Here is a 16028-nt window from a genome sequence, read left to right as displayed (position 1 = left end):
TATTATAGTTTAATACTTTCATTATACTCTTCTTCATCTTCATCAAAATCCAATTCAAAAAAATCAACAAGTGATGCTTGTTGTTCTATTGTAGTATATTCAAAGACTTCCCTGATAGATATTTCTATGGATAATCCCTTTCGGATCATCGATACCAATCGGGTAGCCAGTAGACTATGACCTCCCAACTCAAAAAAGTTATCATGAACTCCAACCTTCTCTACTCCCAACAAGTTCTCCCAGATTTGAGCCAATTGTTGTTCTGTCTCTGTCCGTGGAGCCACATATTCTTTCGTAGACAAATCTGAACTATCAGGATCCGGTAAAGCTTTCCTATCCACCTTTCCGTTTGACGTTAACGGCAGCTCTGCCAACTCAACCCAGATCATAGGAATCATATACTCCGGTAAACTTAATTTCAACTGCTGTTGCAAATAAATCTTATCCAACTTACCCTGCGAAACTACATAAGCGACCAAACGTTTGATTCCACCTTCATCTTCCCTGGCCAGTACACAACACTGACTAATTTCTGGTATAAAAGATAATACATTCTCAATTTCACCAAGCTCTATTCGATAACCACGGATTTTAACCTGATTATCCTTTCTGCCAATAAACTCCAGATTACCATCAGGGAGCCAACGTGCTAAATCTCCAGTCTTATAAATTCTATCGCCTTCTGCAAAAGGACTTGATATAAACTTCTCTCGGGTTAACTCTTCCTGATTCAGATAACCGCGACCTACACCTACCCCACTAACCCATAACTCGCCAGTAACTCCCAGTGAACATAAATTATCAAATGAATCTACAACATACAATTTCATATTCGAAACTGGTTTACCTATAGGCACAACACCTCCCAAAGGTACCTCATGCATAACATGAAGACTAACATCATCTGATGCCTCAGCTGGTCCATAAGCATTTACTACTGCAACAGAAGGAAACATCGAAAACCAGGATTCTAACAATGAAATCGTAGCAGTTTCACCTGTAACCAGAAAATAACGCAGATCCTCCAAGCCTTTCCTGGATCCTGTCTCTAATAAACTCAATATATAAGAAGGAACTAACTGAAGATGGGTAACTCCATAAGAACATAAGGCATTCTGAAAATCATCAGTATTCAGTATCATCGACTCGCTATAGATTGCAATACGTCCTCCGCATAATAAACCGCTCAACAATTGCCATACGGAAATATCAAAAGTAAAAGGTGCCGTAAAGCCTACAACGCTCGTACTGTCCATATCCAAATCATCTATCATAACCAGAAGATGGTTCAGTAACCCCGAATGCTCAATCATTGCTCCTTTAGGAGATCCTGTACTTCCTGAAGTATAAATAACGTAACTTAAAGAATCAGGTAAATAAGTTAATCCTAATGATTCTGATGAACAATTAGAATACACAGCTGAAGTACCATCCAATACGATCATCATAATATCCGATAAGATATCTCCCAATGCACCTGAATTCACTCTGTCCGTAAGCATCAAAGAACATCCTGTATCCTGAGCAATATAGCAAATACGAGATGCAGGATAATCCGGTTTAATCGGTACATAAGCACCGCCTGATTTTAAAATACCCAAGATACCTATAAGCATATCCACACTACGCTCCAAACAAATACCTACCAAAGTATCACGTTCAACGCCCTGATCTTTTAAATAATGCCCCAATTGATTCGACTTTTCATCTAATTCCTTATAAGTTAACTCTGTTCCCTTATAAACTACTGCGATAGCAGCAGGGGTCTTCTTAACTTGCTCTTCGAACAAATCAACAACAGTCTGGTCCAAAGGATAAGCAACTCTCGTATCATTGAATAAATGCAATAACTGGTACTCCTCCTCTTTTGTCAACATCCCAAGATCACTTATAGGCTGACTAATGTCTCTTACAATACTAAGAAGTAATTCTTTATAATGAAGAAGCATACGATCAATGCTAGATCTCTCAAACAAAGCCGTACAATAACCGATTCCTATCGAAATATCCAAATCAGATTCGGATATACTAAACATCAAATCAAATTGGGAGGTCATATGTGAATGCTCATAACCTGCAATCGTAAGATCTTGTAACTTTGGCTTTTCTACTTTGGAGCTTTCGACCTCATTGTGAAAATCAAACATCACCTGAAACAATGGACTCATGCTCATATCACGGGTAGTAACCACACGGTCTACTACTTTCTCAAATGGAGCCAATTGATGATCATAACTACCAAGTGTAGTTTCTTTTACTCTTTTTAAAAGTTCTCTGAAGTCTGGATTACCACTCAGATCACTGCGAAGTGCCAGTGTATTGACAAAAAAGCCTATCATGCCCTCTAACTCTGATTGGGTACGATTCGCAATAGGCGTTCCAACACAAATATCATCCTGACCACTATAACGTGACAATAATACCTTAAAGGCTGACAACATCAACATAAATAATGTAACACCTTCTGCCTGACACAAAGCATTTAAAGATTCGCTGAGTTCTCTTTCTAATACAACGAAAGTAACTGATCCTGCTGTGCTTTGAATCGATGGACGAGCATAATCTGTTGGCAACGATAAAGTAGCTACTCCCTCTAACTTCTCTTCCCAATACGATAACTGAGAGTCCAAAACAGCTCCTTCCAAGTATTTTCGCTGCCAGATCGCATAATCTGAATATTGCAAAGAAAGCTCAGGCAAAACAGCCGCTCTTCCCGATTGAAGCGCGCTGTAAAGCTCCATGAACTCATTTACCAAGATACCACCTGACCAGCCATCACTGGCAATGTGGTGAAACACGCAGGCCAATATATATTTTTGATCTCCTAAATCATACAAACAAGCTCGTAACTTATAATCTGCTGACAAATCAAAAGGAATTCTTAGATAATCCTGAAGGATATTTTCAAATAATGATCTATCACTTATTACGACCTGATCAAGGATCCACTCCTTTTCACTTATGACTTCCTGATATCCTACACCATCTTCTGATAACAGAATGGTACGCAAAACCTCATGACGAGATACAATACTTTGAAGCGTTTGTTCTAATATCGATGTGTCTAACGCTCCTTCCAGACGAAGTACAATAGGAATGTGATATTCACTACTACTTCCCTGCAACTGATCCAAAAACCACAATCGTTCCTGACTGAAAGATAATGGGATACGCTTTGGACGATCTTCCAAAACAACAGTAGGCAATAATACTCCTTTTGATTGAAGCGATACATGTGAACTTAACGTTGCGATCGTCGTATACTCAAAGACATCTGCAATTTCAACCTCTATAGACAATTCCTTTCGGATCATCGATACCAATCGGGTAGCCAGTAGACTATGACCTCCTAACTCAAAAAAGTTATCATGAACTCCAACCTTCTCTACTCCCAACAAATTCTCCCAAATTTGAACCAATTGGTGCTCTGTCTCTGTGCGTGGAGCAACATATTCTTTCGTGGACAAATCTAAACTATCAGGATCCGGCAAAGCTTTCTTATCCAGCTTTCCGTTTGACGTTAACGGCAGCTCTGCCAACTCAACCCAGATCATAGGAACCATATACTCCGGTAAACTTAATTTCAACTGTTCCTGTAAAGCAGCCCTGTCCAGCTTGTCTTCAACAACAACATAACCAATCAGACGTTTACTGTTAACTGTATCTTCCTTAGCCAATACACAACAATGAATAATTCCTGCTATCGATGACAATATATTCTCGATTTCACCAAGCTCTATTCGATAACCACGAATCTTAACCTGATCATCTTTTCTGCCAATAAATTCTACAGTACCATCAGCAAGCCAACGAGCCAAATCTCCCGTCTTATAAATTATATCCCCCTCTTTAAATGGATTCTCTATAAATTTCTCTCTGGTTAATTCTTCCTGATTCAAATAACCTCGACCTACTCCTGATCCTCCAACACATAATTCTCCAACTACTCCAATGGGTAAAAGCTCCAATTTTGAATCTAAGATATATAAACTTGTATTCGATAAAGGCTTACCTATTGGAATCGTTTCTGCATCATCAGATATCTCACAAATCTCATAGCAGGTAGCGTATACTGTTGTTTCGGTAGGACCATAAACATGAAGTATCTTGTCTGGACCCAATGCTGATAAAATCTTTTTAACAGGAGAAACTGAAACTTTTTCTCCTCCAAATAACAACAATCTTAAACTAGATAATAAGGACAAATCATACTCTGCTAAAGAATTAAACAATGCTGTAGTAATAAAAACAACACTTAACTCATTTTTACTGATGACTTGAGATAAAACTCCTGCATCTGAAGCTGTAGATTTATCTATTAAATAAAGACAAGCACCATTTAAAAGACTTCCAAAAATCTCATATGTTGATCCGTCAAAAGCATAGTTAGACCATTGAAGTACCCGATCTAAGTTATTAACAGAAATCTTACTTAAGGGATCATTAATAAGGGTAATTATATTTTCGTCATTAATAGAAATTCCTTTAGGAACTCCTGTAGTCCCCGAAGTATACATAATATAAGCAACTGAATCATAACCCCTTTCTTTCTCAACTTTTGAAGATTCATAATTTAAAGATTCTTTTATATCTAAAAAGAAAATAAATTCTGAAACAGATAAACTTGACAATAAAGATTCCTCCTTATAAAGGATAAAATTAATATTTGAATCCTCTAAAATATAGGATAATCTTTTTGAAGGTAATGAAGGATCTAAAGGAACATAAGTACATCCTGATTTCAGAACCCCCAAGATACTAATGATCATATCGAAACTTCTGTTAAACAAGATTCCTATTCGTGAATCTTCAACCATACCTACAGATTCGAAATAATGAACCAATTGATTCGAACGCTCATCCAGTTCCTTATAAGTTATAACCTGATCCTCAAAAACTATAGCCGTAGCATCTGGGGTTCTTTTAACCTGATCTTCGAACAAGTCAACCAGTGTCTTATCTTTTGAATATGCAAATATTGTATCATTGAATAAATGTAATAATTGATGCTCTTCATTTACTCTTAACATTGGCAAAAGACTTATTGGCCTGGTGACATTATTTACAATACTAACTAATAATTCTTTGTAATGCAACAACATATGATCAATTGTAACTTTATCATACAAAGCTGTATAATACCCCATATTCAAAGTAATACCATTATTATTTTCAAATACATGCAATGTCAAATCATATTTAGAATTAGAAGTTTTAACCTCATAACCTGAGATAGTAATATCCTGTAATTCAAATTTTCCTCCTGCAGACATCTCAGGTGTATTTTGTAATATAAACATCACCTGAAACAATGGACTCATGCTCATATCACGGGTAGTAACCACACGGTCTACTACTTTCTCAAATGGAGCCAACTGATGATCATAACTACCAAGGGTAGTTTCTTTTACTCTTTTTAAAAGTTCCCTGAAGTCTGGATTACCACTCAGATCACTGCGAAGTGCCAGTGTATTGACAAAAAAGCCTATCATGCCCTCTAACTCTGATTGGGTACGATTCGCAATAGGCGTTCCAACACAAATATCATCCTGACCACTATAACGCGACAATAATACCTTAAAGGCTGACAACATCAACATAAATAATGTAACTCCTTCTGCCTGACACAAGGCATTTAAAGAATCACTAAAATTCTTATCAAGGGTTAAAGAAACATTCGATCCTGCTGTGCTTTGAATCGATGGACGAGCATAATCTGTTGGCAATGATAAAGTACCTACTCCCTCTAACTTCTCTTCCCAATACGATAACTGAGAGTCCAAAACAGCTCCTTCCAAATATTTTCGCTGCCAGATCGCATAATCTGAATATTGCAAAGAAAGCTCAGGCAAAACAGCCGCTCTTCCCGATTGAAGCGCGCTGTAAAGCTCCATGAATTCATTTACCAAAATACTGCTTGACCAGCCGTCACTGGCAATATGATGAAATACACAAGCTAAGATATACTCTTGGTTTCCTAAATCATACAGACAAGCTCTTAATTTATAATCTTTTGATAAATCAAAAGGCATCATCAGATAATTTTGTAACAGACTTTCAAATGATGAAGTATCTGTTATATCAACCTGATCCAATATCCAGTCCTTTGGACTTATTATCTCCTGATACCCTATACCATCTTCTGACAAAAGAATAGTACGCAAAACCTCATGACGAGATACAATACTTTGAAGCGTTTGTTCTAATATCGATGCGTCTAAGGCCCCTTCCAGATGAAGAACAGTAGGAATGTGATATTCACTACTACTTCCCTGCAACTGATCCAAAAACCACAATCGCTCCTGACTGAAAGACAAAGGAATCTGCTGCGGACGATTCTCTACAATAACTGCAGGTAGTAATATCCCAACTGATTGAGATGATACATGCGAACTTAACGTTGCGATCGTCGTATATTCAAAGACTTCCCTGATAGATATTTCTATGGATAATCCCTTTCGGATCATCGATACCAATCGGGTAGCCAGTAGACTATGACCTCCTAACTCAAAAAAGTTATCATGAACTCCAACCTTCTCTATTCCCAACAAATTCTCCCAGATTTGAACCAATTGGTGTTCTGTCTCTGTCCGTGGAGCCACATATTCTTTTGTAGACAAATCTGAACTATCTGGATCCGGTAAAGCTTTTCTGTCCAGTTTTCCGTTTGACGTCAACGGCAGCTCTGCCAACTCAACCCAAATCATAGGAACCATATACTCCGGTAAACTTAATTTCAACTGTTCCTGTAAAGCAGCCCTGTCCAGCTTACCTTCAACAACAACATAACCAACCAAACGTTTGGTATCATTTGAATCCTCTTTAGCCAATACACAGCACTGGCTGATTCCTGCTATCGATGACAATACATTCTCGATTTCACCAAGCTCTATTCGATAACCACGGATTTTAACCTGATTATCCTTTCTGCCAATAAACTCCAGATTACCATCAGGGAGCCAACGTGCTAAATCTCCCGTCTTATAAATTCTATCGCCCTCTTTAAATGGATTCTCTATAAACTTCTCTCGGGTTAACTCTTCCTGATTTAAATAACCACGAGCAACCCCTGCTCCACTTATACATAGCTCACCAACTACACCAATAGGTAATAAGCTCATTTGTGAATCTAAAATATAGATATGAGTATTGTTTACAGGAGTTCCTATACTAACTTCAAAATTACAAACACACTTATCATAAAAAGATATAGTAGATGTTATTGTTGCTTCTGTTGGCCCGTATTTATTATAAAATTCATAATCCTTATTCCAGCTTAGTATTAAATCTTTATTACAAATTTCCCCTCCAACAATTACTCTTTTCAAGAATTTTAAATCTACTCTTGGAACTAAGGTGTTTAACATACTCGGAGTAGTATGGAAATGTGTTATTTTTTGGTCATCAAGAAAATTAAGAAAATTGTCTGTATCAAGTATTTTTTCTTTGCTTATTAAAACCAATTTACTACCGCTACACAACGCTATAAAAATTTGTTCAACAGAGGCATCAAATGCAAAGTTTGAAAACTGCAAAATAACATCACTCGAATCAACATTAAATGTCTTAACCTGAGAAACAATGAAATTTACAATATTTTTATGTTCAATCATTACTCCTTTAGGTCTTCCTGTACTCCCTGAAGTATAGATAACATAGGCCAAATGATCTGATGATAATGCTCTGCTTAAATCTTGTCTTGAATATCCTGAAATTATATCCCAATGTTTATCCAGTAGCACAAAATTAATAGCTGTAAATTCTTTTAATATTTTATAGGTCTCTCTACTAGTTAATACCAGTCTCAATTCTGTATCATCAAACATATAAGCAATACGATCCGATGGATAATCAGGATCAACAGGCACATAAGCACCCCCTGATTTTAAAATACCCAAGATACCTATAAGCATCTCCAGACTACGCTCCAGACAAATACCTACCAAAGTATCCGGCTTAACGCCCTGTTCTATTAAATAATGCCCCAGTTGATTCGACTTCTCATTTAACTCCTTATAACTTAATTCTTCTCCTCCGTAAACCACAGCTATGGCATCAGGAGTCTTCTTCACCTGTTCTTCGAACAAATCAATCAGTGTCTTGTTTTTTGGATAAGCAACTGTCGTATCATTGAAAACATCCAATAATTGGTATTCTTCATTTACTGTTAACATCGGAAGAATGCTTATTGGTATGGTAATATCACTCACAATACTGGCCAATAATTCCTTGTAATGTAACATCATGCGATCAATAGTAGCCCTATCAAACAAGTCTGTGCAATATCCTATATTTAAAGTAATACCGTTATTACCTTCCGAAACATTCAATATCAAATCAAATTTCGAATTGAAGGCCTCAAATTCATAACCAGAGAGCGTAATATCTTTTAATTTTTTTTCCGTTTCTACTGAGGATTCAGATGTATTATGCAATACAAACATCACCTGAAACAATGGACTCATGCTCATATCACGGGTAGTAACCACACGGTCTACTACTTTCTCAAATGGAGCCAATTGATGATCATAACTACCAAGGGTAGTTTCTTTTACTCTTTTTAAAAGTTCTCTGAAATCTGGATTACCACTCAGATCACTGCGAAGTGCCAGTGTATTGACAAAAAAGCCTATCATGCCCTCTAACTCTGATTGGGTACGATTCGCAATAGGCGTTCCAACACAAATATCATCCTGACCACTATAACGCGACAATAATACCTTAAAGGCTGACAACATCAACATAAATAGTGTAACACCTTCTGCCTGACACAAGGCATTTAAAGAATCACTAAGATTCTTATCAAGGGTTAAAGAAACATTCGATCCTGCTGTGCTTTGAATCGATGGACGAGCATAATCTGTTGGCAATGATAAAGTACCTACTCCCTCTAACTTCTCTTCCCAATACGATAACTGAGAGTCCAAAACAGCTCCTTCCAAATATTTTCGCTGCCAGATCGCATAATCTGAATATTGCAAAGAAAGCTCAGGCAAAACAGCCGCTCTTCCCGATTGAAGCGCGCTGTAAAGCTCCATAAACTCATTTACCAAGATACCACCTGACCAGCCATCACTGGCAATATGATGCATCACACAAGCCAATATATATTTTTGATCTCCTAAATCATACAAACAAGCTCGTAACTTATAATCTGCTGACAGATCAAAAGGAGTCATCAGATAATCCTGAAGGATATTTTCAAATAATGATTTATCACTTATTACGACCTGATCAAGGATCCACTCCTTTTCACTTATGACTTCCTGATACCCTATACCATCTTCTGATAACAGAATAGTACGCAAAACCTCATGACGAGATACAATACTTTGAAGCGTTTGTTCTAATATCGATGCATCTAACGCTCCTTCAAGTCGAAGTACAATAGGAATATGATAAGCAACACTGCCTTCTAACTGATCCAAAAACCAAAGTCGCTCCTGACTGAAAGACAAAGGAATTCGTCCTGAGCGGTCTTCTACGACAACAGCAGGTAGTAACACTCCCTCTGATTGAACTGATACATGTGTCGCTAAAGCTGAGATAGTATTGTATTGAAATATTTCCCTGATAGATACCTCTATAGACAATTCCTTTCGGATCATCGATACCAATCGGGTAGCCAGTAGACTATGACCTCCCAACTCAAAAAAGTTATCATGAACTCCAACCTTCTCTATTCCCAACAAATTCTCCCAAATTTGAACCAATTGGTGCTCTGTATCTGTGACTGGAGCAACATATTCTTTTACATATAATTCTAAACCATCAGGATCCGGCAAAGCTTTCTTATCCAGCTTTCCGTTTGACGTTAACGGCAGCTCTGCCAACTCAACCCAGATCATAGGAACCATATACTCTGGTAAACTTAATTTCAACTGTTCCTGTAAAGCAGCCCTGTCCAGCTTACCTTCAACAACAACATAACCAATCAGACGTTTACTGTTAACTGTATCTTCCTTAGCCAATACACAACAATGAATGATTCCTGCTATCGATGACAATACATTCTCGATTTCTCCAAGCTCTATTCGATAACCACGAATCTTAACCTGATCATCTTTCCTGCCAATAAATTCTATAGTACCATCAGAAAGCCAACGAGCCAAATCTCCCGTCTTATAAATTATATCCCCCTCTTTAAATGGATTCTCTATAAACTTCTCTCGGGTTAATTCTTCCTGATTCAAATAACCTCGACCTAATCCTGATCCTCCAACACATAATTCTCCAACTACTCCAATGGGTAAAAGCTCCAATTTTGAATCTAAGATATAGGCCTGACTATTTTTAATAGGTTTACCAATAGGAAGGTTCTTATAAGTAACTTCATCAATACTGTAAGTCGTAGAAAAAGTAGTGTTTTCTGTAGGTCCATAACCATTGACAATATGTAGCTCTGGATAATGTTCTTTTAATTTATTGGTATAAGCAAACAAAACCACGTCTCCTCCTACTAATAAATCAGTCAAATTTTCAAAAACACATATATCATCTTCAACTATTTGATGAAACCAGGAAGCCGTCATCCACATAGTGGTAACGCTATGTTTTATAATAAGGTCTCTCAGACTAACGATGTTTAATAATGAGCTAGTATCTGCTAATATTAATTGCCCTCCATTTAATAAAGTACCAAAAAATTCTAAGGTCGTAGCATCAAAAGAAATAGATCCTGTGGACAACCAGACTGTATCTGAATTTAATGAAATATAATCACAGCTTTTACACAAACTAACAATATTATTATGTGTGATCATCACTCCTTTTGGATTACCTGTAGTTCCTGAAGTGTACATAATATAAGCAACGGAAACCGGATTTATTGTGTAGGATAATTTAGATGTTTCTAAAGCTAATGATTCTGCTATATCTAAGAAAAAAATAAATTCTGAAACAGATAAATTTGACAATAAGGATTCCTCCTTGTAAAGAAGGAAATTCACACCCGAATCCTCTAAAATATAGGATAATCTTTTTGAAGGTAATGAAGGATCTAAAGGAACATAAGTACATCCTGATTTCAGAACCCCCAAGATACTAATGATCATATCGAAACTTCTGTTAAACAAGATTCCTATTCGCGAATCTTCAACCATACCTACAGATTCGAAATAATGAACCAATTGATTCGAACGATCATCGAGTTCCTTATACGTCATAACCTGATCTTCATAAACCAATGCTATAGCTTCCGGTGTGCTTTTAACCTGTTCTTCAAACAAATCAACTATCGTTTTATCCTCAGGATAAATTAATTCAGTATCATTAAAAATATTTAATAACTGCTCCTCCTCCTCTGCACTCAACATCGACAAAGTGCCTACTGGCTGAGTAATATCTCCCAAAATAGAAATCAAAAGCTCTTTGTAATGTAAAAGCATACGATCAATCGTGGACTTATCAAACAAGTCTGCACAATACACAATATCTAATCCAATACCACTATTATTTTCAGAAATATTCAATGTCAGATCGAACTTTGAGTTGACTATATCAAACTCATAGTTTGAAATCTCAACATCCTGTATAACTAAACCTTCAGATCCTTCAGATGTGTTCTGCAATACAAACATCACCTGAAACAATGGACTCATGCTCATATCACGGGTAGTAACCACACGGTCTACTACTTTCTCAAATGGAGCCAATTGATGATCATAACTACCAAGTGTAGTTTCTTTTACTCTTTTTAAAAGCTCCCTGAAACTTGGATCACCACTCAGATCACTGCGAAGTGCCAGTGTATTGACAAAAAAGCCTATCATGCCCTCTAACTCTGATTGGGTACGATTCGCAATAGGCGTTCCAACACAAATATCATCCTGACCACTATAACGTGACAATAATACCTTAAAGGCTGACAACATCAACATAAATAATGTAACACCTTCTGCCTGACACAAGGCATTTAAAGAATCACTAAGATTCTTATCAAGGGTTAAAGAAACATTCGATCCTGCTGTGCTTTGAATCGATGGACGAGCATAATCTGTTGGCAATGATAAAGTACCTACTCCCTCTAACTTCTCTTCCCAATACGATAACTGAGAGTCCAAAACAGCTCCTTCCAAATATTTTCGCTGCCAGATCGCATAATCTGAATATTGCAAAGAAAGCTCAGGCAAAACAGCCGCTCTTCCCGATTGAAGCGCGCTGTAAAGCTCCATAAACTCATTTACCAAGATACCCTCTGACCAGCCATCACTGGCAATATGATGCAACACACAGGCCAATATATATTTTTGATCTCCTAAATCATACAAACAAGCTCGTAACTTATAATCTGCTGACAAATCAAAAGGAGCTATCAGATAATCCTGAAGGATATTTTCAAATAATGATCTATCACTTATTACAACCTGATCAAGGATCCACTCCTTTTCACTTATGACTTCCTGATACCCTATACCATCTTCTGATAACAGAATGGTACGCAAAACCTCATGACGAGATACAATACTTTGAAGCGTTTGTTCTAATATCGATGCGTCTAACGCTCCTTCGAGTCGAAGTACAATAGGAATATGATAAACAACACTGCCTTCTAACTGATCCAAAAACCACAATCGTTCCTGACTAAAAGACAAAGGAATCCGTCCAGAGCGGTCTTCTAAGACAACAGCAGGTAATAATACTCCTTCTGATTGAATTGATACATGTACTCCTAAAGTTGAAATAGTAGTATATTCAAAAACATCTGCTATTTCAATCTCAATAGACAATTCTTTACGGATCATCGATACCAATCGGGTAGCCAGTAAACTATGACCTCCCAATTCAAAAAAGTTATCATGAACTCCAACCTTCTCTACTCCCAACAAGTTCTCCCAGATTTGAGCCAATTGTTGTTCTGTCTCTGTCCGTGGAGCCACATATTCTTTCGTAGACAAATCTGAACTATCAGGATCCGGTAAAGCTTTCCTATCCACCTTTCCGTTTGACGTTAACGGCAGCTCTGCCAACTCAACCCAGATCATAGGAATCATATACTCCGGTAAACTTAATTTCAACTGCTGTTGCAAATAAATCTTATCCAACTTACCCTGCGAAACTACATAAGCGACCAAACGTTTGATTCCACCTTCATCTTCCCTGGCCAGTACACAACACTGACTAATTTCTGGTATAAAAGATAATACATTCTCAATTTCACCAAGCTCTATTCGATAACCACGGATTTTAACCTGATTATCCTTTCTGCCAATAAACTCCAGATTACCATCAGGGAGCCAACGTGCTAAATCTCCAGTCTTATAAATTCTATCGCCTTCTGCAAAAGGACTTGATATAAACTTCTCTCGGGTTAACTCTTCCTGATTCAGATAACCTTGAGCTACTTGAACACCTCCAATGCATAACTCCCCTACTACTCCAATAGGAATAATATTTTGAGTTTCATCCATAATATAAATTTGAGTATTAGCTATCGGCTTACCTATATTTATACTTCCCATTGATCTGTAATTAGTAACCTCCAGAACGCTACAGCCAATTGTTGCCTCAGTTGGCCCATATTCGTTAAACAGTCTTACTGAAAGATCCAATTCTCCAAGATGTTTCAAATCTGATAGTATTAACTGTTCACCTCCTATAATAAACCTTTTCAAATTTACAATCTGTAGCCCTTCAAAAAAGGATAGATGTGCTGGCGTCAACTTGATTGAGTTTATTGAATCATTTAAAACTATATCCTTGAATACTCCACTAATATTATTACCGCTATAAATATGCAATTCTCCACCTGTTAACAATGTTAAATAAATACTAGTTTGCGTCAAATCAAAAGATAGCGAGCTGAACAATGGAAAATTATACGAACCTCCATTTACCCCATAGCAATCAATACTATGATATAAATAGTTAACCAGGTTACTATGGCTCACCATAACACCTTTTGGATTTCCTGTACTGCCTGATGTATAAATAACATAGGCTAAATCTGATACGCTAAGAATAATATCTGCAAAATCTGGTGTTATGAATTCTTTTGATAGTGTGTCAAATTCTATATCTATTGAAAAAATACTTATATCATAATCCATTACCTCGAATAAGCTATCTGAACCTATGATTAATAATTTCATATTAGAATCCCTTATAAGGAATGATTTTCGTGCATCTGGATAATCTTTATCTATAGGCAGATAACATGCTCCTGATTTTAGAATCCCTAATATCGAAATAATCGACCAGATTCCACGATCAATCATCAAACCTACTATATCATTAGTTTTCAAATGATAATTATGTTTTAGATAAAATGCCAAATTAGTCGACTTTTGATCTAATTCACTGTATGTTAATTGCTCTCCCTCAAAAACGACCGCTATAGCGTTTGGAGTACGACTTACTTGCTCTCTAAATAAGTCAACCACTGTCTTATCCAAAGGATAATCTATTATAGTGTCATTGAAAACATTCAGTAACTGATGTTTCTCCCCTATCGTAAGCATAGACAGACTGCCTATGGGCTGGTTAATATCATTTACAATACTTAGAAGTAGTTCCTTATAATGCTGAATAATTCTTTCAATACTTGATTTCTTAAAAAGAGTTGTACAGTACATCATATTCAATGAGATACCACCGCTTTCTTCAGAAATATTAAGCATTAGGTCAAATTGTGATGTGACCATATCAAATTCATATTCTGAAATTGTTATACCGTCGAGACCTTCCCTTGCACCCGATATACCTGAATTACTCTGTAATGCAAAGAATACCTGAAACAATGGCGTTATGCTCATGTCACGGGTAGTGACGACACGATCTACTACCTTCTCAAATGGGACCAGCTGATGATCATAACTACCAAGTGTAGTTTCTTTTACTCTTTTTAAAAGTTCCCTGAAGTCTGGATTACCACTCAAATCACTGCGAAGTGCCAGTGTATTGACAAAAAAGCCTATCATGCCCTCTAACTCTGATTGGGTACGATTCGCAATAGGCGTTCCGACGCAAATATCATCCTGACCGCTATAACGAGATAACAAAACCTTAAAAGCTGACAGCATCACCATAAAAAGTGTAACGCCTTCTCTCTGACATAAGATATTCAGCGATTTGCTAAGTTCTTTATCCAACACAAAAGAAATAACTGACCCTGCTGTACTCTGAACAGAATTGCGAGGATAATCTGTTGGTAACAATAAGGTATCAACTCCCTTAAGTTTCTCTTCCCAATACGATAGCTGCGATTCCAAAACAACTCCTTCCAGGTATTTTCGCTGCCAGATCGCATAATCCGAATATTGCAAAATGAGTTCTGGCAAAACAGCATTTCTTCTGGATTGAAGCGCGCTGTAAAGCTCCATAAACTCATTTACCAAGATACCACCTGACCAGCCATCACTGGCAATGTGATGCAGTACACAGGCCAATATATATTTTTGATCTCCTAAATCATACAAACAAGCTCGTAACTTATAATCTTTTGATAAATCAAAAGGGATTATCAAATAATCCTGAAGAATATTTTCAAATAATGATGCATCTATTATTTCAACCTGATCAAGGATCCAATCCTTTGGGCTTATTACCTCCTGATATCCGACGCCATCCTCTGATAGTAGAATCGTACGCAATATTTCATGACGAGATACGATACTTTCAAGAGTCTGTTCCAATATAGATCCATCTAATTCACCTTCCAAACGAAGCACTATTGGAATATGGTACTCTTTACTACCCTGTAATTGATCCAAAAACCATAAACGTTCCTGGCTGAAAGACAAAGGAACACGAGTTGGACGATTATCTATATAGGGAGTAATTTTTTCGAGCAATTTTTTTTTGATATTTTTACTCTGATATTTTTCGAGTAAATCTGGTGCTACATTTTCACTCTGATATTTTTTTAAATATTCAATAATCTGTTCTTTATTATTTCTTATTTCCAAAAGTAATTCTGAATCAATTTCCCCATTTGACTTAATGCTTAACGATCCATTATTTAATACCAGCTTTATACCTTCTCTGTTTATTCTCTGAAAAAAACTTAAAAACTCCATATATTACTAAAA

At 36.8% G+C, this 16028-nt stretch carries 1 protein-coding gene; it reads right to left on the bottom strand.

Annotation, left to right across the window (positions count from 1 at the left end; genetic code table 11):
* Nucleotides 1-2 precede the first annotated feature (2 nt).
* Entirely contained in the window at nt 3-16016 is a 16014-nt protein-coding gene (locus AC3IS6_RS10695; RefSeq protein WP_489164862.1) for a non-ribosomal peptide synthase/polyketide synthase, read from the bottom strand.
* Between the last annotated feature and the right edge of the window lie 12 nt (nt 16017-16028).

Source organism: Flavobacterium sp. KH_035 (genome assembly GCF_057839565.1).
Note: the sequence above shows the minus strand (reverse complement) of the source record. Positions and strands in the feature narration are given on the sequence as shown.

Bases quoted from the DNA above. Each gene is read 5' to 3' on its own strand.
- AC3IS6_RS10695 (WP_489164862.1), bottom strand. From the start codon at position 16,016: ATGGAGTTTTTAAGTTTTTTTCAGAGAATAAACAGAGAAGGTATAAAG.